Source organism: Methylobacterium aquaticum (genome assembly GCF_001043915.1).
In the GTDB taxonomy this organism is placed as follows: domain Bacteria; phylum Pseudomonadota; class Alphaproteobacteria; order Rhizobiales; family Beijerinckiaceae; genus Methylobacterium; species Methylobacterium aquaticum.
In genome coordinates, this window is sequence record NZ_LABX01000153.1 from 13021 (window position 1) to 34755 (window position 21735).

18 protein-coding genes are annotated in these 21735 nt (G+C 69.9%); 10 read left to right on the plus strand and 8 right to left on the minus strand.

What is annotated here, in order from left to right:
• The first annotated feature begins 89 nt into the window (after positions 1-89).
• Positions 90-1355: a transglycosylase SLT domain-containing protein gene (locus tag VP06_RS37285; protein ID WP_197093238.1), complete on the plus strand. Its 1266-nt coding sequence runs from the start codon at positions 90-92 to the stop codon at positions 1353-1355.
• 151 nt (positions 1356-1506) lie between these two features.
• Here VP06_RS37285 and VP06_RS19325 read toward each other — a convergent pair whose 3' ends face one another.
• Positions 1507-3114 (minus strand): DHA2 family efflux MFS transporter permease subunit, encoded by a 1608-nt coding sequence (locus VP06_RS19325; protein ID WP_048465417.1) that lies wholly within the window; start codon positions 3112-3114, stop codon positions 1507-1509.
• A 10-nt stretch (positions 3115-3124) separates the two neighbouring features.
• The gene (locus VP06_RS19330; protein ID WP_082167496.1) at positions 3125-4372 is read right to left on the minus strand and encodes an HlyD family secretion protein; all 1248 of its coding nucleotides are present in this window, start codon (positions 4370-4372) and stop codon (positions 3125-3127) included.
• 305 nt (positions 4373-4677) lie between these two features.
• Between VP06_RS19330 and VP06_RS19335 the strand changes: the two genes are divergently transcribed.
• The 4 genes from VP06_RS19335 (at position 4678) to VP06_RS19350 (ending at position 9190) form a co-directional block, all read left to right on the plus strand.
• On the plus strand, positions 4678-5328 hold the full coding sequence (locus tag VP06_RS19335; protein ID WP_053081918.1) for an HdeD family acid-resistance protein: 651 nt from the start codon (positions 4678-4680) through the stop codon (positions 5326-5328).
• A gap of 772 nt (positions 5329-6100) precedes the next feature.
• Positions 6101-6292 carry a hypothetical protein gene (locus VP06_RS19340; protein WP_048465418.1) on the plus strand — a complete coding sequence of 64 codons (192 nt, stop codon included), beginning with the start codon at positions 6101-6103 and terminating at the stop codon, positions 6290-6292.
• Positions 6293-6296: 4 nt separating this feature from the next.
• Entirely contained in the window at positions 6297-6779 is a 483-nt protein-coding gene (locus VP06_RS19345) for a YaiI/YqxD family protein (protein ID WP_048465419.1), read from the plus strand.
• A 77-nt stretch (positions 6780-6856) separates the two neighbouring features.
• Entirely contained in the window at positions 6857-9190 is a 2334-nt protein-coding gene (locus VP06_RS19350) for an FdhF/YdeP family oxidoreductase (RefSeq protein WP_048465420.1), read from the plus strand.
• A gap of 566 nt (positions 9191-9756) precedes the next feature.
• Here the strand turns inward: VP06_RS19350 and VP06_RS19355 are convergent.
• From VP06_RS19355 to repA, 4 genes are all read right to left on the minus strand, one after another.
• Positions 9757-9981, minus strand: a complete 225-nt coding sequence (locus VP06_RS19355) for a hypothetical protein (RefSeq protein WP_048465421.1) — start codon at positions 9979-9981, stop codon at positions 9757-9759.
• Positions 9982-10042: 61 nt separating this feature from the next.
• On the minus strand, positions 10043-10246 hold the full coding sequence (locus VP06_RS19360; protein ID WP_048465422.1) for a hypothetical protein: 204 nt from the start codon (positions 10244-10246) through the stop codon (positions 10043-10045).
• Between the two features lie 84 nt (positions 10247-10330).
• Positions 10331-11389, minus strand: a complete 1059-nt coding sequence (repB, locus tag VP06_RS19365) for a plasmid partitioning protein RepB (RefSeq protein ID WP_048465423.1) — start codon at positions 11387-11389, stop codon at positions 10331-10333.
• On the minus strand, positions 11386-12582 hold the full coding sequence (gene repA / locus VP06_RS19370; protein ID WP_245291239.1) for a plasmid partitioning protein RepA: 1197 nt from the start codon (positions 12580-12582) through the stop codon (positions 11386-11388). The genes repB and repA overlap by 4 nt, the downstream gene beginning before the upstream one ends.
• 568 nt (positions 12583-13150) lie before the next feature.
• On the opposite strand from repA, the gene VP06_RS19375 reads away from it, so the two are divergent.
• The 5 genes from VP06_RS19375 to VP06_RS19395 all read left to right on the plus strand — a co-directional run bounded on the left by VP06_RS19375 (position 13151) and on the right by VP06_RS19395 (position 19480).
• Entirely contained in the window at positions 13151-13405 is a 255-nt protein-coding gene (locus tag VP06_RS19375; RefSeq protein WP_048465425.1) for an acyl carrier protein, read from the plus strand.
• 2 nt (positions 13406-13407) lie between these two features.
• Positions 13408-14619: an acyl-CoA dehydrogenase family protein gene (locus VP06_RS19380; protein ID WP_048465432.1), complete on the plus strand. Its 1212-nt coding sequence runs from the start codon at positions 13408-13410 to the stop codon at positions 14617-14619.
• Entirely contained in the window at positions 14619-15578 is a 960-nt protein-coding gene (locus VP06_RS19385; protein WP_082167498.1) for an amino acid--[acyl-carrier-protein] ligase, read from the plus strand. The genes VP06_RS19380 and VP06_RS19385 overlap by 1 nt, the downstream gene beginning before the upstream one ends.
• Before the next feature lie 7 nt (positions 15579-15585).
• Positions 15586-16605: a DUF1839 family protein gene (locus tag VP06_RS19390; RefSeq protein ID WP_082167499.1), complete on the plus strand. Its 1020-nt coding sequence runs from the start codon at positions 15586-15588 to the stop codon at positions 16603-16605.
• Between the two features lie 448 nt (positions 16606-17053).
• Positions 17054-19480, plus strand: coding sequence for a glycosyl hydrolase 2 galactose-binding domain-containing protein (locus VP06_RS19395; protein ID WP_048465426.1), 2427 nt, complete (start codon positions 17054-17056; stop codon positions 19478-19480).
• Here the strand turns inward: VP06_RS19395 and VP06_RS19400 are convergent, their stop codons facing one another.
• Together VP06_RS19400 and VP06_RS19405 are read right to left on the minus strand one after the other, a co-directional pair.
• Positions 19481-21385 (minus strand): PAS domain S-box protein, encoded by a 1905-nt coding sequence (locus VP06_RS19400; protein WP_048465427.1) that lies wholly within the window; start codon positions 21383-21385, stop codon positions 19481-19483.
• A 66-nt stretch (positions 21386-21451) separates the two neighbouring features.
• Positions 21452-21735, minus strand: a 284-nt coding sequence (locus tag VP06_RS19405; RefSeq protein ID WP_048465435.1) for a DUF1236 domain-containing protein, incomplete at its 5' end; no start/stop codon positions are given.

Genomic DNA, 21735 nt, shown 5'->3' on the forward strand with positions numbered 1-21735 from the left:
CCCCTGGGGCCGGATCCGCCGAGGACAAAAGGTTCGAGATGGGGGTTTACCCGGAGCCGGCGCCCTGCGCCGACGACGCAGGCCGACTCGTGCCCGAGGCAGGCACCGACACCGTCCGCTGGCTCGATGCCCGCGACGGCCATCATTCTGGAGCGCGCGGCCGGACCCTGTCCCTCGCCGCCTCGCTGAGCCGCAAGGCCGCCGCAGTGCTCGCGGTCGGTGTCGCCTTTGCAGCCTGCCTGCCGCAGGACGCGGTCGCCCCGGCGGCGGAGGCGCATGACCGGATCGACCTCGCCGCCCTCCGTCGGCCGCTCGAGCCCCGAGACCTGTCGCCCGAGTGGCGCGGCCCGACCCTGATCGAGGAGGACCCGAGCACCACGGCGCTGATCCACGACGACCTCGAGCGCTTGCGCCGGGCGATGCGGGGCGAGACGGCGCCAGCGAGCGGCATGCCGGATGAGGCGGCACGCGGCGAAGAGACGGCCCTCGACGAGACACCGGCCCTGGCCCAGCCGTCGGCTCCTGCCGACGCCGCGACCGTGCCGCTTCAGGACGCCGCCCTGTCGCAGGACGGCCTCCCCTCCGACGACCTGTTTCTTCCCGAGGTGATCGCTCTGCCCGAGGAGACGGCGGACGGGCTGGTGATCTTCGGCGACAAGAAGGTGCCGCGGACCCTGGTCGAGACGATCGTGCGGGCGGCCCGCGAGACCGAGACCGACCCCGTCTACCTGATGGCGCTGGCCGACAAGGAATCGAGCTTTCAGCCGAGCGTTCGCGCCGCCACCTCGACGGCGGAAGGGCTGTTCCAGTTCCTCACCGGGACGTGGCTCGAACTCCTGCGCAGCTTCGGCGCCAAGCACGGCTACGCCGCCGAGGCCGAGCTGATCGAGAAGCGCGGCGGGACGCTGGTGGTGCTGAAGGAGGCCGATCGGCGCCGGGTGCTGGGCCTGCGGCGCGACCCCTACCTGGCGAGCCTGATGGCCGGCGAGATGATGAAGCGCGACCGCAGCCGCGTCGAGCAGCGCCTGGGGCGCGACCTGAAGCCGACGGAATGCTACTTCGCCCATTTCCTGGGGGCGGCGAGCGCCGGCAAGTTCATGGAGCTAACGGCCGAGAATCCGCACCAGCCGGCCCAGGCGTCGTTTCGGGCCGCCGCGCGGGCCAATCGCAGCCTCTTCTTCCGCCGCGAGGGCCGGAAGACGCGCAGCCTGACGGTCGCCGAGGTGTATGACCGCCTCGACGGCATGATCGACCAGCGCCTCGACCTGTACCAGCCGGTCGCGGCGATTGCGGAGCAGATCGATACCCGCAGGCCGAGCGAGATGCCCCCCGCGGCCTTGAGCCAGCTCCCCTGATCCCAGCCCCCCGGACCCCTGGCATCTGTTTGAGCGAAGCGACCAAGGGACAGGCGCAGGGTGAAGGTTGCCCGCGCGCCGGGGATATCGTCATAACGCGGGATGCGCCGGCCGGTTCCGGCTCGTTCGGGACTTTTTTGACAGGTCTCTCTCAATGCCCCCCGACCGGGGCCTCGCCGCCGCGCTTGACGTTCTTGAGGATCATCGCCAGGGGCACCGCGCAGGCCGAGACGATGGCGAGCGCCCAGAACACGTCGATATAGGCGAGGAACGCGGACTGGGTCTGCACCTGCTGGCCGATCCAGGCAACGGCCTGGTTCTGGGCATCAAGCGCGCTGGCACCACGGTTGGCGAAGACCTGCGTCGCGGCACGTAAAGTCTCCTGGTAGGCCGGTTCTGAGGGCACGACGTGCTCGACCAGCCGGCTGGTGTGGAATTGCTGGCGGTAGGCCAGGATGTTCTGAGCGAGCGACACGCCCATCGAGCCGCCGACGTTGCGGGCGACGTTGATCAGCGCCGACGCCTGGTCGGTCTGGTCCTTGCTGATCCCTTCGTAAGAGGCAGCGGTGATCGACAGGAAGATCATCGGCAGGCCGATGCCGATATAGATCCGCGACCAGACGAAGAAGCCGAAGTTGAGATCGCCATAGAGGTTCGTCAGGTCATACATCGCGAAGGCGATGATGGTGGCACCCGTGGCGATCAGGTATTTCGGCTGAACGAAGCCCGAGAGGCGGCCGACCACGAACATCATCATCGCGGTGACGACGCCGCCGGGCGAGAGCGCCAGGCCGGCCCAGGTGGCGGTGTAGCCGAAATAGTCCTGGAGCAGTTGCGGCAGGAACTGCGTCGTGGCGATCAGGATGGCGCCGGTGGCGAGCATCACCAGGAAGCAGGAGCCGAACTGGCGTTTGCCCAGCAGGCGCAGGTCGATGACCGGGTTCTTGTGACTCAGCTCCCACGGGATCATCGCGACGAACGACACCACCATCAGGCAGGCGAAGACGACGATGAGGTTGGAGCCGAACCAGTCCTTGCGCTGGCCCTCGTCGAGGACGACTTCGAGCGAGCCCAGGAAGGTCGCCACCAGGACGAAGCCGACGATGTCGAAGCGTACCCCCTCGCGGCGCAGGCGCTTGCGCTCCTCGATCGCCGATTTCGGGTCCTGGACCATCCACCAGATCAGGAACAGAGCGATGACGCCGACCGGCGCGTTGATGAGGAAGCACCAGTGCCAGGAATACTGGTCGGAGAGCCAGCCGCCGAGCGTCGGGCCGACCACGGGCGCGACCACGATGGCGACGCCGTAGAGGGCGAAGGCTTGGCCGCGCTTCTCCGGCGGGAAGGAATCCGCCAGGATCGACTGGGCCAGCGGCGCCATGCCGCCGCCGCCGAGCCCCTGGAGGATCCGGAAGAACAGCAGCGAGTCGAGGCTCCAGGCGAAGCCGCACAGCACCGAGGAGAGCGTGAACAGCGTGATCGCCGCCATGAAGAAGGCTTTTCGGCCGTAGCGCTTGGCGAGGAAGCTCGACGCCGTGAGCACGATCGCGTTGGCGACGAGGTAGCTCGTCACCACCCAGGCCGCCTCGTCGGGGCCCACCGCCAGCCCGCCCGCGATGTAGCGCAGGGCCACGTTGGCGATGGTGGTGTCCAGCACCTCCATGAAGGTGGCGAGCGCCACCACCATGGCGATGATCCAGGGATTGTGGTCGCCGGCGGCGCTGTCGGCGGGGTTCCGGGCCGGGCTCTGGCTGCTCATCGGGTGGCGCCTACCGCACCCGCACCGTCGGGACGATCGACAGGCCGGGGCCGATCGCGACGTCCTTCGGCCAGTCGTCGACGGTGATCTTCACGGGCACGCGCTGCACCACCTTGACGTAGTTGCCGGTGGCGTTCTCGGCCGGCAGCAGGCTGAAGGCAGTGCCGGAGCCCGGCTGGACCGACGCGACCGTGCCGGTGATCTTGCGGTCCGGATAGGCGTCGATCTCGACATCGACCGGCTGGCCGGGCCGCATGTCGGTGATCTGGGTCTCCTTGAAGTTCGCCGTGACCCAGATGTCGTCCGGCACGAACATGCTGAGCGCTTGTCCCGCCTGCGCGAACTGCCCGACTGCGCCGGTGAGGCGGACCACCCGGCCGGGTTGGGCCGTCGTGACGGTCGTGTAGTCGAGGTTCAGCTTCGCCTGCGCCACCTGCGCCCGGGCCTGGGCGAGGCTCGCCTCGGCGCCGGCCTTCTGCGCCTGGAGCGAGCCGATCTGGCGCTGCGCCACCGTCACGGCGGCGTTGGCGCGGTCGAGATTGGCCTGCTGCTGCTGGAGGTTCGAGGTCGATTGCTGCGATTGCTGCACCGAGCCGGCACCGCGCTGGGCGAGGTCCTGGTAACGGGCGGCGTCCTGCTTGGCGAATTGCAGCGCCGCCTGGGTCTGCTCGACCTGGGCCTTCGCCTCCTGGATGCTCCCCAGTTGCGCCTGGATCTGCGCCTCGTAGCCCTGGATCTGGGCCTGGGCCGACTGGACCTGTGCCTGCGCCTGCTGGAGCGCCACCTCGTAGTCGCGGGTATCGATCTGGAACAGCACCGCACCGACTTCGACGTGCTGGTTGTCGGTCACCGGCACGGCGGTGACATAGCCCGAGACCTTGGGCGAGACCGCGAACTGGCGCGCATCCACGAAGGCGTCGTCGGTGCTCTCGTAGGGGTGGATGGAGGTCAGCCAGTACCAGTAGCCGGCGCCGCCCGCGAGCAGGAGCAGCACGGCGCCGAGGGCGAACCAGAGCGGATGACGCCGGATGACATTCGGCTTCTTCTTGCCCGACTCACCGTCAGCCTCGTCGCTTCGCCTCGTCTCGCCGGCCTGCTCGCCCGCAGCCTCGTCCTGCGGCGTGTGCTCGCGCAGGGCGCGGGTGTTTTCGCGGAGCGCACGGGTATTTTCGGCCTGCGCCTCGTCGTTCCGCGTCACGACGGGGACAGGCGCGGCCTGTCCCGCGGGAGCCTCCGCTCCGGGCTGATCGTGCAACATGTCGTGACTTCCACGCACGGCCGGGACATCCCGGCCGAACCCGCAAGGCGCCCGCCTCGACACGAAAGACGCAGCGGCAAGGGCGCCGGTTCCGCAGTGCGGCAAAAAAGTCGGTGCGAGGCCGGGATGAACCGCGATCGCGGGCCGTGGCGTGCAGCCGGGTCCCGGCCCGACGCCGGCGAGGGACGCAGGGGAGATTTCCCAAACCGTAACCTTACCAAAAGTAAACGGAACAGCGGCGCTCCACCCACGTTCACCTCCTGCAAGGCCGGACCTTGGCGGCCCTCATCCCGGAGGATGATCGCATGAGTACCGCTTCTCCCCTTCCGAATACCCAGCATGGCCATGCTTCTTCCTACGGCACGACCATCGATCCGCTCGCCCGCCTCGACGCGATGAGCGCGGGGCTGGCCCGCAACTGGTGGCTGATCGCCCTGCGCGGCGCGTTCGCGATCCTGTTCGGCGCCATCGCGCTGATCGCGCCCGGCGCCACGCTCCTCACCCTGGTGATCTTCTTCTCGGCCTACATGCTGGTCGACGGCATCACCGAGATCGTCGCCGCAGTGCGGGCGGCGGAGCGGCACGAGCGTTGGGGGTATCTCCTGGCGGCCGGCGCGATCAACATCGTGGTCGGCGTCCTCGCCTTCCTGATGCCGGGTACTGCGCTGGTCGCCTTCATCTACCTGATCGCCGCCTGGGCGCTGGTGACCGGCGCCTTGATGATCGCCGCCGCCTTCCGGCTGCACCTCGACCACGGCCGCTGGTGGCTGGGAATCGGCGGAGCGCTCTCCGTCCTGTTCGCGGTCGCGCTCGTCGCCAGCCCGGCTTTGTCGCTCCTCGTGCTCACCTCCTGGATGGGGGGCTACGCCATCGCCTTCGGGGCGTTCATGCTCGTCCTGGCCTTCCGGCTGCGCAGCCGGCATGTCGGGACGGAGCGTGCGATGAGGCAGGCGTGAGCCGGTCGCTCGGTCGCCGGATCCGGCCTAAGCAGATGTCGCCGAAGTGGTCACCGGTTCGTCGGAAAATGCTCTAAGCGGGCGAAGCGTTGGCCTGCCAACGCAAGTCTGCTTAGGGTCTCCTCGCCCGGCGGGGCAAGGCTCTCGCTTGTCAGTAGAGAGAGTGACGAGAGCGTCCTGACTCCCGGACGCTCTCTTGATTGTCTCGCGGGCGGGGATGTCATCGGGACTGGCGTCCAGGACGATGACGCCGAGCAGCCAGTGCAGGGATCTCAATCCCTCCATGCCCGCGCACCTGCGCGGCCAACGCCCGCGGCGGCAGGCGAGGCGACAGCGCATCGTCGCCAGGTCGGGGCCTGCCGGCGCGCAGCCAGGGCCGCACCCTGGTCTGATCCTCCAACCTGGAGAATCCGATCAAAGCCTTCCCCACGCAACGCAGCGACAGACGATCCCCTGATGCCAAAGGTCGTGGACAACGACCTTCGGTTCCGTTCTCGAACTCTCGCCAAGCCCAAGCTCTCAGACGTCTGGCTTGGCATCGACAATGCGAGATCGAACGATGGCCTGAGGCATCAGCCTCTGAGGCGGTTGGGACCCTATGCCGTCGCCTGGCGCAGAGGGGGAGAGGGTTCCAATTCCGCCCCGTCAACACACCGTTAACCGTCATCCCCGACCCTGGCCGGGCCGCTGCGCTCCCCTCCCCTACCGGGTGCCCGCCGCGTCGCAGGTGGTCCTGCGGCACAAGGCGGGTCCCGCCGGCACAAGGATGACCATGCATCTCGTCGTGACCGCCCACACCGCCAACGGCCCGCTCTCGCACCAGCGCGCCTCGCCGGAGGACGCCCTGGAGAAGGCACGGGAACTCGAGGCCGAGGGCCACGACCACGTCGTCATCATCGACATCACCGGCCGGCACTACGCGCTGCCGGAATTCGACAGCCTGTTCCTCAATCCCGGCACCTGACGCCATGTCATCGGTCACGCCGCCCGCGATCACCATCTTCGTCGACGCCGATGCCTGCCCGGTCAAGGACGAGGTCTATCGCGTCGCCGGACGGCACGGCGCCTGCGTCGTCGTGGTGGCAAACAGCTTCATTACCGTGCCCCGCGAGCCGTGGATCGAGCGGGTGATCGTCTCCGACAAGCTCGATGCCGCCGACGACTGGATCGCCGAGCGGGCCGGACCGCAGACGGTCGTGGTCACCGCCGACGTGCCGCTGGCGAGCCGCTGCGTGAAGGCGGGGGCGAGCGTGCTCGCTCCCACCGGCAAGCCCTTCACCGAGTCCTCCATCGGCATGGCGCTCGCCACCCGCGACCTGATGCAGTCCCTCCGGGAAGCGGGCGCCGTGACCGGCGGGCCGAAGCCATTCTCCCCGAAAGACCGCTCCGCCTTTCTCGGCGCGCTCGACCGGGCCCTGATGCGGCTGCGGCGCAACGCCCAGGGCGCCTGACCCCGCTCCCCGCGAACTTCCCCCATCCCGGCGGGTTCCCCTGTCGGCGGCCGTCCGTCGCCGCCGGGAGAGCCAGCATGTCGGTCGAGGAGAACACGGTCCATTACGACAGCCCGGCCGGCGGCTGGGGCTCGGTGCGCGGCATTGCCGAGGTGTTCGGCAAGGAATGGGCGACGCCGCTCGCCACCGAGACCCTGTTTCGCCAGAACAAGCCGAAAGGCTTCATGTGCGTCTCGTGCTCCTGGGCGAAGCCGGCAAACTATCATCCCTTCGAGTTCTGCGAGAACGGCGCCAAGGCGACCCTGTGGGAGCTGACCACGCGGCGCTGCACGCCGGACACGCTCGCCAAGCACACGCTGACCGAGTTGCGCGGCTGGAGCGACTACGATCTCGAACAGCTCGGCCGCCTGACCCACCCGATGCGCTACGACCGCGCCAACGACCGCTACGTTCCTTGCGGCTGGGACGAGGCGTTTCGCGCGATCGGCGCGGAACTGCGCCGGCTCGATCCGAAATCGGTGGTGTTCTACTCCTCCGGCCGGGCCAGTCTCGAAACCTCGTATCTCTACGCGCTGTTCGCCCGGCTCTACGGCCACAACAACCTGCCCGATTCCTCCAACATGTGCCACGAGACGACTTCGGTGGCCCTCAAGACGGTGATCGGCGCCAGCGTCGGCACGGTGGTGTTCGACGACCTGTCAAAATGCGATGCGATGTTCTTCTTCGGCCAGAACACCGGCACCAACTCGCCGCGCTTCCTGCACCCGTTGCAGGAAGCGTCGAAGCGGGGCGTGAAGATCATCACCTTCAACCCGGTGCGCGAGCGGGGGCTGGAGAGCTTCACCAACCCGCAGAGCCCGGTCGAGATGCTGACCCGCTCGTCGACCCCGATCAGCACGCAGTACCATCAGGTCCGGCCCGGCGGCGACATCGCGGTGATGCTCGGCCTGTGCAAGCACGTCTTCGCGGCCGATGACGCCGCCAAGGCCAAGGGCACCCGCATCCTCGACACCGACTTCATCGCCCAGCACACGACGGGGCTGGACGCCTTCGAGGCGAAGGTCCGGGCAACCTCGTGGGAGGAGATCGAGCGCGAATCCGGGATCAGTCGCGCCGACATCGAGGCGGCGGGACAGGTCTATGTCGAGGCCGAGCGGGTTTGCGCCTTCTACGGCATGGGGCTGACGCAGCACGTGCACGGCTTCGAGAACGTCGCGATGGTGGTCAACCTGCTGCTGCTCAGGGGCAATATCGGGCGTGACGGCACCGGCGTGTCGCCCGTGCGGGGCCATTCCAACGTTCAGGGCCAGCGCACCGTCGGGATCTCGGAGAAGCCGGAACTGGTGCCGCTCGATCGCCTCAGCCAGCAGTTCGGGTTCACGCCACCGCGGGAGAAGGGCGTCAACACGGTGGAAGCCTGCGAAGGCATCCTGTCGGGCGAGATCAAGAGCTTCATCGGGTTAGGGGGCAACTTCGTGCGGGCGATCCCCGACCAGGACCGGATGGAGACGGCGTGGACCGGGATGCGCCTCACCGTGCAGGTCGCGACCAAGCTCAACCGCTCGCATCTCGTCAATGGCGAGATCGCCTACCTGCTGCCCTGCCTCGGCCGCACCGAGGAGGACCGCCAGGCATCAGGCCCGCAGGCGGTGAGCATCGAGGACACGTTCAGCTGCATCTACGGCTCGCAAGGCCGACGCACCCCGGCGAGCGACTTTTTGAAATCCGAGGTCGCGATCGTCGCCGGGATCGCCAAGGCGACGCTGGCGCCGAACCCCAAGGTTCGGTGGGACGAGTGGGTCGGCGATTACGGCTTGATCCGCGACGAGATCGCCAGGACTTACCGGGAAGAGTTCCACGACTTCAACGACCGGCTCTGGATCCCCGGCGGCTTCTATCGCGGCAACTCGGCGCGCGAGCGGATCTGGAAGACCGAGAGCGGCAAGGCGGAGTTCACCGCCCCCGCGGTCCTGTCGGCGACGGGCTTTTCCGATGAGCCCGGCCGCTACCGTCTCATCACCATGCGGTCGAACGACCAGTTCAACACCACGATCTACGGCTACAGCGACCGCCTGCGCGGGATCGAGGGCACCCGCGACGTGCTCCTGATGAATCCGGGCGAGATCCGCCGGGCGGGCCTGCGCGAGGGCCAAGTCGTCAGCCTCGTCAGCGATGCCGGCGACGGGATCACCCGGGAGGTGACCGGCCTCACGGTGACGCCGTTCTCGCTGCCGGATGGGTGCCTGGGGGGCTATTACCCCGAGATGAACCCCCTGATGGCGCTCTCGCACCACGACGTCCAGTCGGGGACGCCGGCGGCGAAATCGGTGCCGGTGCGGATCCGGCCGGAGGCCGGCGGCCCGAAGACGGACCGGCGGGAGCCGACGGGGCACGCCGCACATCCGATCTGACGGCCGCCGCTCCCTCATGGCAGGACGGGGCTTGGGCAGGACGGGGCTTGGGCAGGACGGGGCTTGGGCAAGACGGGGCGTGCCGATCCCCTCCCCTGCCCCGCCGCTTGCGCATCAAAATGCCAAGTGCCCGCGCATGACGCACAATTGTGCTTGTGCGGGCGCGAATCGGCGGCTACGAGTGTGATCACAGACACGACACAAGCCGCCCTCGAGAGCGGCTCGAAGTCTGGGGAGGAAGGCCCTCGTCGAGGGCGAGCACCGCCGCGACGCCATCGCGGCGGTGCTTCCGTTTTATCCCTGATCCGACCCGACCGCGCAATCCGGCCAAACGGGCAAGCCTCACGGGCGCGGTCCGTTCAGGGCTCACCGCCGCCCGGCGGGCCGAAATGGTCGAGCAGCCTCAGGACGAGACGGCCGAGCTGAGGGCAACGAGGGCTTGGGTGTGCAGGCCCGCATCCCTGCGGCGGCCCTCGCACGCGACGCCAGCCGCAGGCCGCAGAGGCGTCGCGGTGCGCGACAATCTCCCCCGGCCGGAGACCGTCGCGCGGATGGCATGACCGAGGTCATGCGCCCTGCCCCGGCTCCGGCGGGTCCGGGAACGGCGTCCAGTCGGTGAAGGCGTCAACCTCATAACCATAATCGGTGGTCGCGACGTGCCAGGGCCGGCCATCTCCAACCCGTCCGGGATCCCAGCGGATCACGGCGCGCCGGTCCGGCTCGTCCCGGTGAATGGCGATGATCCAGCGCCCATCCCGGGGGGCGCGATCGATGGGCCTCCAATCGGTCATCGGATGCTCCGCAGCGCGTGCCTGTGCGAGGACCAACGCGCCGGGCCGTCCGGCGTTCGCCTCAGCGCGGGGTCGTGCTCCGCACCAGTCGCTCGCCCGCCTCGCATTCGCGCAGGTAGGTTGCCCGGTTGTCACCGGTGATGCCGCTCCGGTCGGCCTTGGCTTCGCAGACTTGGCGCGCCTCGGCCGGACCCGGATCGGGCGTGTCCTGCGCGAGGGCGACGGCAGGGCTCAGAACGGCGAGAATCAGGAGGGCGTGTCGCATGGCAGGCCTCGATGCGGACAGGGTCTGTCCGGAAGAGGCCCGGCCGGGTGCTTTGGTTCCCGGCCGGAGGCGTGGCGGGTGGCGTCAGGGCCGCGTGCGGCCGGCGCGGTAGGCGGCCAGAATCTCCGGCAACCGGTCGAGGAGGTAATCGGCGAGGCCGGGCTCCGCGCGCTCGTCGAAGGACAGGGCGACCCGGTCGGGGCTCCGCTCGATCCGGGCGATGCCGCGGCCGGCCTCGTCGCTCCAGACCTGCGGCGCCGGGCGCGGCACGGCGGGAGGCGCCAGGGCGTTGAGCACCGCAGCGAAGCGCTCGTTGGTAGGCTTGTCCCGGAATCCGGGATCGGCGAGCAGGTCCGCGATTTGGCCGGGCTCCGCCGTCCGGACCCGCTCGGCGAGCAGCATCCAGCGCGGCCGCCCGGCGGCCGGGGCCGGGCCGATCGCCCGGACGATCTCCGCCGGCACGGTCCGGGCCACCGAGATCAGGGTCGAGAGGTCGCCCTTGCCGACGCCCATGGCGGCGGTGATCGTGGCGCGCGGGAAACCATGCTCCTCGAGCCGGAGCGCGAAGAAGGCCCGCTCGATATAGCTCAGATCCTGCCGCTCCAGGTTCTCCTTGCCCTGGGCCACGACCAGCTCGGCATCGGTGAGCGGGCGGACCACGGCGCGCACCGCCTGTGCGAGGTGCCGCGCCGCCTGGATGCGCCGGCGGCCATAGGCGACCTGATAGCGATCGGGGGCCGAGGGGTGCGGCCGCACCAGGATCGGCACCTGCTGGCCGCTCTCGCGGATGCTCTCGACGAGGGCCGCGAGGCCCGGATCGTTGGCATCCGCCACCCGGTCGGCGATGAAGGAATCGTCGATCCGCTCCGGCTCGATCTCGACCACGACGGTCCCGGCCTCGATCTCCGCCGCGGCGTCGGCCCGGGCCGCCAGGCCCCGCAGGGTGCTGCTCATCGCCCGCACCGCGCCGCTGCGGCTTCGCTCCGGGGCGCGGGCGTTTGCAGCTGCAAACTCGGGCTCGGGCGGCGGCGGGTTTGCAGCTGCAAACGCCTCGGGATCCGGCGCCGGCGGCGCCTCGGGGGAAGCGGGCTTCGCGGCCGGCCGGGCCCCGAACAAGGCGTCGAGGTTCGACTTGCGGCTCATGACCGGCCCCAGGCGCGGCGGATCAGGGCCTCGATCTCGCCATTGACCGCCTCCAGCGATTCGAGCGCGCGGTCATAGGTCGAGCGGGTCACGCTCTCGCGGCCGATCTCGTAGAGGGTCTGCTTCGACAGGCCGGCATCCGAAACCGCCGAGGACTTGAGCATCGGCGCGGTCAGCACCGCATCCTCGAACAGGGTGCGCAGCATGCCGACGATCCGGGTCTGCGGCGCATCCTGCTGCTCGTAGCGGGTCACGAGATAGCGCAGCCAGTCATATTGCAGCCGCCCGCCGGATTCCGCCACCACGCCGAGCAGGTCCTCGGTCATCGCCAGGAACTGGCTCATCGAGGCGACGTCGAGCATCTGCGGATGGACGGTGATGAGAAGCGACGTCGCGGCGCAGAGCGCCGAGAGGGTCAGGTAGCCGAGCTGCGGCGGGCAATCGATCACGACGACGTCGTAGGATGCGGCCACCGTCTCGATCGCATGGGCGACCCGGTCGAAGAACAAGGGGTCGCCGGCCCGGCGGCGGTTCAACGCCCGCGGCGTCTCGTGCTCGAACTCCATCAGTTCGAGATTCGCCGGAACGAGGTCGAGGCCGGTGAAATAGGTCGGGCGCACCACGTCGCGGAGCGGCCTGGCGTCGTCGTAGCGGATCGCGCCGTAAAGGGTTTCGTCGGCCCCGACATCGAGTTCGGGCTGCACGCCCAACAGGGCCGAGAGGCTGGCCTGCGGATCGAGATCGATGGCAAGCACCCGGTAGCCGCGCAACACCAGGGACTGGGCGAGGTGGGCGGTCGTGGTGGTCTTGCCCGATCCACCCTTGAAGTTCGCCACCGCCACGACCTGGAGGTGCTCGGCGCCACTGCGGCGCGGCTGGTAGCGCCGGCCGCCCCGCGTGTTCTCGTCCAGATAGGACCGCAGCCCGTGGATGTCGGCGAGGGAATAGGACCGGCGCCCGTTGGCCGAGACATCCGGCTGCGGCCCGAGCCCGTCGGCGGCGAGCTGCTGCAACCGCGACACGGTCACGCCGATGATCCGGGCGGCCTCGGTCGAGGTGAAGCGGCGCAGGCCCTTGGCGGCGGTGGGCGGAAACAGCCCGGAGGAGATCGCCTGGAGCTGCTCGCGCAGCGTCGCCGCGTGGGCGCCGATCATCGCGGCAGGCGCCACCGGGGCGGGGGGTTGCAGCGGCATCGGTTGATTCATCCTCGCAAGCCCTGTTTGCAGAAAATTCGCCGGTTCGGCGTTCAAACTGCAATTGGCGCGTTTCAGCCCCGATTGGCAATTGCCCCCGCGCCACCGGCACAAGCTCCGCGCAAGGATCGCGCCGATCTTGCGGGCGAGCAGCCGGGGGAGGGGGCCCGGGCTCCCCCCGACATCGCCAGCGACCCGTCCCGACCAGCCTGCGACCCCGCACCAAAGGAGCGGCGCCGGAAGCGTCGGCGCATGTCCTCCGGGCGCCCGATCCGGCCCGCTGCCCGATCGCGGCGAGGCGGGATCCAGACGCCCCGTAACGCCCGGCCCTGCCTGGGAAATCCGTAAGCTTGACGGAATTCTCACCCAAGGTCCGGCCCGTGATTTGCGAGCTGTTAAGCTGTTCGGAGTTGAGTGTCACCCATCCACCCGAATCGGACCGCCCGATTCGCAGTGGATCGGAAATTTCCCTAAAATACACGCTCGAAAATTTACCAAGACTTAGGTCAAAGATTGCAATCTCATCTGCCGGATGGGATGCTCGTGTCATACAGGAAGGTGGTGCCAGATGGTCGATATCTCTGACATTCGAGATGTGCTGAAGTCGCTGGAGTCGCTGAAGAGCGTGGTCGACAGCCTGTCCGACGACGACGATCTGTTCGAGAAGGGGCTGGATTCCTTCGGCTCGGTGCAACTGATGCTGGCCCTCGAGGAGCGGTTCGACATCGAGTTCCCCGATTCGGCTCTGGGCCGGCGCTCGTTCTCGACCATCCGCATCATCCGGGACACGGTGTCGGGCTTGTCCCAGCAGGAGGCCGCATGAACATGCACGTCGAGGTCGCGGCGACCCTGCCGGCCGCGACGTCAGCCCCGGTGGACGCCCTCGATGCGCGGGCCAAGCGCGTCGCGGATGTCGCCGCCCGCCACGCCGACGCGGTTGACCGCGAGGGTCGGTTCCCGGCCGAGGCGATCGCCGCGCTCAAGGCCGAGCGCCTGCTCGGCATCCAGGTCCCGCGCTCCTTGGGCGGGGAGGGGGCCTCGATGAGCGAGATTGCCGAGCTGTGCGCCATCCTTGGGCGCGCCTGCTCGGCCTCCGCGATGGTGTTCGCGATGCACCACATCAAGCTCGCGAGCCTCGTCACCCACGGCCTCGAGAGCGCCTGGCACTGCACCCTGATGGAGCGGATCGCGGCCGAGCAGTTGCTGATCGCCTCGTCGACCACCGAGGCCGGCATCGGCGGCGACCTGCGCAACAGCCTCTGCGCCGTCCAGGCGGACGGCGACACGTTCCGCCTGACCAAGGAAGCGAGCGTCATCTCCTACGGCTCCCAGGCCGACCTGATCCTGGCCACCGCCCGCCGCCACAAGGACGCCGCCACCTCCGACCAGGTGCTGGTGGCCCTGCTCGCCGACCAGATCACCCTCGAGCGCACCAGCGTGTGGGACACGCTCGGCATGCGCGGCACGTGCAGCGACGGCTTCCTCCTCAAGGCCGAGGGGCTGCCCCTCGTCCAGGTGATGCAGAAGCCCTTCGCGGAGATCGCCGCGCAGTCGATGCTCGCCGCCTCGCACCTGCTCTGGGGCAGCGTGTGGTTCGGCATCGCTGCTTACGCGGTCGACCGCGCCCGCGCCTTCGTGCAGAGCGAGGCCCGCAAGAAGCCGGGCCAGGTGCCGCCGGGAGCGCTTCGTCTCGCCGAGGCCGCCAACGCGCTCCAGGCGATGAAGAGCACGGTGGTGGCCGGGCTCGCGCGCTACGAGGACGCCAAGGGCGACCCCGACAGCTTAAGCGCGATCGGGTTCTCGATCATGCTGAACAACGTGAAGACCACGGTCTCGGTCCAGTCCGTCGACATCGTGCAGCGCGCCCTCTCGGTGGTCGGCATCGCGGGCTACAAGAACGGCACCCCGTTCAGCCTCGGCCGGCAGCTGCGCGACGTCCTCTCGGCGCCGCTGATGATCAACAACGACCGCATCCTCTCCAACACCGCCAACCTTCTGCTGGTGCAGAAGGGCAGCGGCAAGCTCCTGAGCGCGTGATGGACCAGAGCCTCTCCTCCGACCTCCTTCCCGTCGCCGACGAGACCGAGGCGCCCGCGCCGCTCTCGTTCCTCGACCGCCTGTTCGACCGCGGCCTCCTGATCCGCACCGGGGTCGACGGGCTCTATGGCCGCTCCGGCGCCTTCGAGAGCGTGGTCGAAGCCCTCGACCGGCTGGTCTCGCGCATCGGCGCGGCCGACGGCGCCGAGGCCCTGCGCTTCCCGCCCGGCATGGCCCGGTCGAGCTTCGAGCGCAGCGGCTATCTCAAGGGCTTCCCGCACCTCGCCGGCACGGTGCACAGCTTCTGCGGCAACGAGGCCGACCACGCCCGCCTTCTCGCCTGCCTCGATGCCGGCGAGGACTGGACCGCCAAGCAGGCCGCCACCGACATCGTGCTGACCCCGGCCGCCTGCTACCCGCTCTACCCGGTCGCTGCCGCCCGCGGCCGGCTGCCGGAGGACGGGTTGCTGTTCGACCTGCAATCCTACTGCTTCCGGCACGAGCCGTCGCTGGAGCCGACCCGCATGCAGCTGTTCCGCATGCGCGAATACGTCCGCATGGGCACGCCCGAGCAGGTGCTGGCCTTCCGCGAGCTGTGGCTCCAGCGCGGCAACACGATGATGAGCGATCTCGGCCTGCCGCTCGCCATCGACCCGGCCAACGACCCGTTCTTCGGCCGCGCCGGCAAGATGCTCGCCAACAACCAGCGCGCCCAGGCGCTCAAGTTCGAGCTGAACGTGCCGGTCAACAGCGAGGACAAGCCGACCGCCTGCCTCAGCTTCAACTACCACCAGGACCATTTCGGCACGACCTGGGGCATCCAGCAGGCCGACGGCTCGGTGGCCCACACGGCTTGCGTCGGTTTCGGCCTGGAGCGGATCACCCTCGCGCTGCTGCGCCATCACGGCCTCGATCTCGACGCCTGGCCGGCGACCGTGCGCGCCCAGCTCTTCGGCTGAGGCCGCGATGTCGGCTGCCCTCGCCCATGTGACGCGGGATCCCGTGATCGAGGCGCCGCGGACGGAGACGTCCGCGGCCCCCGTCCTTCCCCGGCCCCTGCACGTCCCGCACGCGCTCCACGCCCCCGACCGGACCTGGCCGGAGACGAACTGCTACGTCGATCTCTGGATCGAGCTGCTGCACCTGCGCGGGCTCGCGCCCGAGGCGATGCTCGGCTTCACCCTGCGGCAGGATTTCGAGGGCGACCAGTTCACCTTCTTCAAGCCGAAGGCCGCCGACATCGAGGCGCTCTACGGCCTGGAGATCCTGGAACTCGCGCTCTACGAGGATCTGGAGAGCCACAGCCTGATCCAGGCGGCCCGCGGGCTGCCGGTGCTGGTCGAGGTCGACGCCTTCTTCCTGCCCGACACCGCTGGCACCACCTATGGCCGCGAGGCGTCGAAGACCACGATCGCGATCCTGGCCCTCGATCCGGCGCGTCGCTTCCTCGACTACGTCCACAATGCCGGCCGCTTCCAGCTCGACGGCGCCGATTACGACGGCATCTTCGCCAAGGGGCGTCTTCTGCCCTATGCCGAGTTCGTGAAGCCGTGCGGCCAGCCCTTGAGCCCGGCCGAATTGCCGGGCGCCGCGCTGGCGCTGCTGCGCCGGCACCGCGGCCACGCCCCGACGGCCAACCCGGTCACCGCCTTTCGCGCGGCGCTGTCGGGCAAGGCGGACGCCTTCGTGCAACGGCCGCTCACCGCCTTCCATGCCTACGCCTTCAACACCACCCGCCAGCTCGGGGCCAATTTCGAGCTTCTGGGCAGCCATCTCGCCTGGCTGACGGAGGCGGGCGTGGGGCCGTTCGGCGAGGCGGCGGAGGCGGCGACGCGGCTCGCCCAGGAGGCCAAGGCGTTCCAGTTCCAGCTCGCCCGCGCCTTCGCCCGCGGCAAGCTGGCGGGACTGCCCGAGCGTCTGACGGCAGCCGAGGCGACCTATGCGGCGGTGTTCGACGCGCTCGACCGCGCCCTCGCCACGGAGTGAGACCAACGGTCGTTGGAAACGACCTTCGGTTCCGCTCTCGAATGTTCGCCAAGCCTCTGGTTTGGCATCGAAAATTCGAGATGGGTCAGCGGCCTCGTCGATCTCGGGCTTGCCCGAGATCGAATCGATGCGTCAGCATCCTGGGCCGTTGGCATGACAGAGCATTGTCCGACGAAGTGGATACCGGTTCGTCGTAGACAATGCGGCACAATCAACGAGCGAGAGCGCTTCGCGATGGCAACGCAATCGTGAAGCGCTCGAGCCTGTTGGTGAGCGCGACGGGCCTGCCTCCACCGCGTCATTCCGGGGCCGCGAAAGCGGAGCCCGGAATGACGCGAGGGGGCCACTACCGTCGATCACCTCAGACAGTCTCCGAGAGCATGTCCGATCGGCGGGACAGGCGCCGCGTGTCTTCATTTCCATCCCTCGAACAGGCTCCGACACCGGCATGGCCCTTCTGCGCACCGTCGACCGGGCCCTCGACGGTCCGTGGGACATGATCGTCACCGAACCCGGCGCCTGCGCCGGCCCGGGCGATCTCGACACGCTCACCGGATTCATCCCCGCCCCGGTCCCCGGCACCGCGGCCGGCGCCCTGCGCGCGGCCGGCCGATGGTCGGATGCGGTGCCGACGCCGCTGCACGGCTCCGACATCTGGTACCGCACGACACTCTCGGGCAATGGCCGCGAGATCCTCCGCTTCGAGGGGCTGGCGACGCTCTGCGAAATCTGGCTCGACGGCCACCTCCTGCTCAGCTCCCGCTCGATGTTCCTCGCCCACGAGATCGCGGTCGATCTCGACGGCCGCCATACCCTCGCGCTCGCCTTCCGCTCGCTGGCGCAGGATCTCGCCCGGCCGCACAAGCGCGGCCGCTGGCGGCCGCAGCTCGCCACCCCCGGATCGCTGCGCCACGCCCGCACCACCTTGCTCGGCTTCATGCCGGGCTGGTGCCCGAGCGTCGACGCCGTCGGCCCCTACCGGCCGATCACCCGGAGAGGGGAGGGGGGGCGGCCCACCGGCATCGACCTGCGGGCGAGCGTCGAGGACGGGACCGGGATCCTGGCCGCCGGCCTGACCCTGCCGGCGGGCGGCGGCCCCGTCATCCTCCGCTGCGACGGCCGCGAGAGCGTGCTCACCGAGACCACACCGGGCCGGTTCGAAGGCCGGCTGGCGCTGCCAGGCGTCGCCCTGTGGTGGCCACACACCCATGGCGAGCCGCGCCTGCACGCCGTCACGGTCGAGGCCGGGGGCGAGACGTTCGATCTCGGCCGGGTCGGATTCCGCACCGTCACGATGCGGCGCACCTTCGCGGACGGCCTGAGCCTCGCGGTCAACGGTGTGCCGGTCTTCTGCCGGGGCGCCTGCTGGACCCCGCCCGATCTCGTCGGTCTGCCGGGCGACCGCGACGCCTATGCCCCGCTCCTCGCCCTCGCGGTCGAGGCCGGCATGACCATGATCCGGGTCGGCGGCACGATGCTGTACGAGGGCCAGGCTTTCCACGACCTGTGCGACGAATGCGGCCTCCTGGTCTGGCAGGACCTGATGCTGGCGAATTTCGATTATCCGACCGACGATCCCGCCTTCCGGTCGGCGCTCGGGTCCGAGATCGCGCAACTCCTCGACCGGCTCCAGGCTTCGCCCTCGCTCTGCGTCGTCGGCGGCGGCAGCGAGGTCGAGCAGCAGGCGGCGATGCTGGGCTTTCCGGAATCAGCCTGGCGCGCCCGGGCGGTGGAGGCGATGCTGCGCGAGGCCGTCGCCGCGCGCCGGCCGGACCTCGTCGTGGTGCCGAACTCGCCCTCGGGCGGCGACCTGCCGTTCTCCACGAATGCGGGCGTGACCCACTATTATGGCGTGGGCGCCTATTGCCGCCCGTTCGAGGATGCCCGCCGGGCCGAGGTGCGCTTCGCCTCCGAGTGCCTCGCCTTCGCCAACGTGCCGGACCCGGTCTCCTTGACGGAAGCGGGCCTGACCGACCCGCGCGATCCCGCCTGGGCCCGCTTCGTCCCGCGCGACCGCGGCGCCGACTGGGACTTCGAGGGCGTGCGCGACCATTACGTCGGCGCCCTCTACGGCGTCGACCCGGAGGCCCTGCGCCGCGACGATCCCGAGCGCTACCTGACCCTCGGCCGCGCGGCCGTCGCCGAGGTGATGGAGGCGACCTTCGCCGAGTGGCGCCGCAACGGCTCGATCACCGCCGGCGGCCTGGTCTGGCTCTACCGCGACCTCGCTCCGGGGGCGGGCTGGGGCGTGGTCGACGTGACGGGGCGGCCGAAATCGGCCTGGTACGCCCTCAAGCGCGCCTTCCGGCCGGTCCAGGCCGTGCTGTCGGACGAGGGGCTGAACGGCCTCCACGCCCATCTGATCAACGAGACCGCCGAGGCGATCGACGCCACCCTCACGCTGACCTTCGCCACAGCCGCCGGCAAGGCCGTGGCGAAGGCTGAGCGGGCCTTGACGCTCGGGCCCCGCGCGACGGTCTCGCTCTCCTCGGCCACTCTCCTCGGCCGCTTCTTCGATGCGACCGTGGCCTACCGCTTCGGCCCGGCGGCGCACGACCTGGCGCATCTGCGGCTTTGCCGCACCGATGGGACATTCCTCGCCGAGGCGTTCCAATTCCCGGTCGGGCGGGACGCGGAACCGCGGGAGATCGGCCTCTCCGCTGCTGTCGTCGACGACGGCGGCGATGTCGTGCTGCGCATCGCGACGGAGCGGCATGCCCGCGGGGTGCATGTCATGCTCGACGGCGCAGGGCGCCCGTCAGACAACTGGTTCCCTCTGGCACCGAGGGGAGAACGCCGTCTCACCTTCATCGGTGCCGAGCGGCCGTGCGGGACGGTGCGGGCGGTGAATGGGAGCGAGGTGGTGCGGTTCTGATCACTCCCCCCGCCGCAACTCCGCCAGCGGCGCCGTCAGCGTGCACACCACGCCCTCGGGCGGGTAATGCGTGGCGACCTCGCCATCGACGGTGCCGGCCAATCCCCGTTCGATCAGGCGCGAGCCGAAGCCCTTGCGGGTCGGCGGCGTCACGCGGGGACCGCCATGTTCCTGCCAGCGCAGGGCGAGCACGGGGTCGGCCGGGTCGGTGATCGTCCAGTCGAGGGTGACGTGGCCGTCGGGGCTGCGCAAGGCGCCGTACTTGACCGCGTTGGTGGCGAGTTCGTGCGCCATCAGGGCCAGCGAGAGCGCCGCCCGCGCCCCGCACGGCACCGGCGGTCCCTGGAGACGGAAGCGTCCGGGCCGGCCGTCGTCGTGGATCGCCAGCGCGCTGTCGAGCACCGCCCGCAGGTCGGCGCCCTCGCCCTCGCCGGTCAGCAGGATGTCGTGCGCCTTGCCGAGCGCCACCAGCCGGGCCACCAGCGCCTCGCGGGCCGCCGCCGGATCGGTGGCGTTGCGCAGGGTCTGCACGGCGATGGCCTGGACCATCGCCAGGGTGTTCTTGAGCCGATGGCTCAGCTCGCGGTTGAGGATCTCCTGCTGGGCTTCCGCCGCCTTGCGGGCCGAGATGTCGTGGCTCACCGCCGCGAAGCCCTCGAAGGCCCCGCCGGCCCCCCGCAGGGCGAAGAGGCTGTAGCGCACCGGCACCACCGCCCCGGTGGCGAGGTTGCGCAGGCGGAACTCGCCGCTCCAGGACCCAGCGGACCGGGTGGCGGGCAGGATCGTGGCGACGGCGACGGGGAGGTCGTCCGGGGTGAAGACGTCGGTCAGGCGTGCCGCCCGCGCCGCGTCCTCGCTCAGGCCCACCAGGGCCCGGCCGGCCTGGTTGAGGTAGACGATCTGGCCATCCGCATCCGCGATGGCGATGAAATCGCTCGACTGCTCGGCAAAGAGCGCGAGGCGGCGCTCGGATTCGCGCCGCTCCGCCTCGGCGCGATGGCGCTCGGTGAGGTCGAGCATGGCGCCGATCATCCGCACCGCGCGTCCGGCCTCGTCGCGGATCACCGAGCCGCGGTCGAAGACATGCGCGTAGGAGCCGTCGGCGCGGCGGAAGCGGTACTCGTCGCTCCAGACGGTGTCGGCCCCGTCGATGACGGCATGGACCGAGGCGTCGATCCGGGCGCGGTCGTCCGGATGGATGTGATCGATCCACCAGAGGCCGGTCGGCGCGACGTCCGCGGGGGCGTGGCCATAGGCGGTCTCCAGCGCCTCGTTCCAGAGCACGTGGTCGGTGGAGAAGTCCCAGTCCCAGATCGCGTCCCGGGTGGCCTGCGCCGCCCGGCGGTAGCGCTCCTCGGCGGCCTGCGCCACCCGCAGGGCCGTCTGATGCTCCGCCACGGCCCGGCGCAGGGCGAACTGTCCCATCACCTGGCGCGCCAGAGCCACGAGGTCGCCGGCCTCGGCGGCGGTCAGGCCCTCCGGCCGCGGGACGTAATCGATCACGCAGAGCGTGCCGAGCACCTGTCCCCCCGGCGTGCGCAGGGGCGCCCCGGCATAGAACCGGATGCCCGGCGAGGCGGTGACGAGCGGGTTGTCGCGGGTGCGGGGATCCTCGCTCAAGTCCGGGATCACGAAGAGTGCGCCCGGATGCGTCAGAGCATGGGCGCAGACCGAGCGGCTCAGATCGGTCTGCGGGAACGGAAAGCCCGTCCGGGCCTTGAACCATTGCCGGCTGCCGGCGACCAGGCTCACCAGGGCCACCGGCGTGTCGCAGACCCGACTCGCCAGGCGCACCACGTCGTCGAATCCCTGCTCGGGCAGCGTGTCGAGAATGGCATACGAGTCGAGCGCGGCGAGGCGGTCGGGATCGCACACGGCAATTGGCGGATCGGACGGGCGGGACATTCAGGGCCGGCGGCTTCGGTCCCGGCTCTTACCCCGAATCCGGCCGTTGCGTCACGGGCGATCGCATTAGTCGATCACCTCGACGACGCGGCGCGTCCCGGGCTCGACCAGCACCGGGTGGTCGTTGACGATGGTGTAGTTGAGGCCCTTGAGGGCGAATTCCGGCGGCACGTCGTAGTAGATCACGCCTTCGGGCGGCAGCACCGTGCCGACGCGCAACGGACCGTCGTAGCGGAAGGACGGCCGGCGCTCGCCCGCGGCGTAGATGCGAAAGCGCTCGCGCCGGTCGATGCCCAGGATGCCGTTGGCGGTGCCGACGGCGGCCCCGATGGCCCCGCCCACCACCGCCC

Bases quoted from the DNA above. Each gene is read 5' to 3' on its own strand.
- VP06_RS19325 (WP_048465417.1), bottom strand. From the start codon at position 3,114: ATGAGCAGCCAGAGCCCGGCCCGGAACCCCGCCGACAGCGCCGCCGGC.
- VP06_RS19330 (WP_082167496.1), bottom strand. From the start codon at position 4,372: ATGTTGCACGATCAGCCCGGAGCGGAGGCTCCCGCGGGACAGGCCGCG.
- VP06_RS19335 (WP_053081918.1), top strand. From the start codon at position 4,678: ATGAGTACCGCTTCTCCCCTTCCGAATACCCAGCATGGCCATGCTTCT.
- VP06_RS19340 (WP_048465418.1), top strand. From the start codon at position 6,101: ATGCATCTCGTCGTGACCGCCCACACCGCCAACGGCCCGCTCTCGCAC.
- VP06_RS19345 (WP_048465419.1), top strand. From the start codon at position 6,297: ATGTCATCGGTCACGCCGCCCGCGATCACCATCTTCGTCGACGCCGAT.
- VP06_RS19350 (WP_048465420.1), top strand. From the start codon at position 6,857: ATGTCGGTCGAGGAGAACACGGTCCATTACGACAGCCCGGCCGGCGGC.
- VP06_RS19355 (WP_048465421.1), bottom strand. From the start codon at position 9,981: ATGACCGATTGGAGGCCCATCGATCGCGCCCCCCGGGATGGGCGCTGG.
- VP06_RS19360 (WP_048465422.1), bottom strand. From the start codon at position 10,246: ATGCGACACGCCCTCCTGATTCTCGCCGTTCTGAGCCCTGCCGTCGCC.
- repB (WP_048465423.1), bottom strand. From the start codon at position 11,389: ATGAGCCGCAAGTCGAACCTCGACGCCTTGTTCGGGGCCCGGCCGGCC.
- repA (WP_245291239.1), bottom strand. From the start codon at position 12,582: ATGCCGCTGCAACCCCCCGCCCCGGTGGCGCCTGCCGCGATGATCGGC.
- VP06_RS19375 (WP_048465425.1), top strand. From the start codon at position 13,151: ATGGTCGATATCTCTGACATTCGAGATGTGCTGAAGTCGCTGGAGTCG.
- VP06_RS19380 (WP_048465432.1), top strand. From the start codon at position 13,408: ATGCACGTCGAGGTCGCGGCGACCCTGCCGGCCGCGACGTCAGCCCCG.
- VP06_RS19385 (WP_082167498.1), top strand. From the start codon at position 14,619: ATGGACCAGAGCCTCTCCTCCGACCTCCTTCCCGTCGCCGACGAGACC.
- VP06_RS19390 (WP_082167499.1), top strand. From the start codon at position 15,586: ATGTCGGCTGCCCTCGCCCATGTGACGCGGGATCCCGTGATCGAGGCG.
- VP06_RS19395 (WP_048465426.1), top strand. From the start codon at position 17,054: ATGGCCCTTCTGCGCACCGTCGACCGGGCCCTCGACGGTCCGTGGGAC.
- VP06_RS19400 (WP_048465427.1), bottom strand. From the start codon at position 21,385: ATGTCCCGCCCGTCCGATCCGCCAATTGCCGTGTGCGATCCCGACCGC.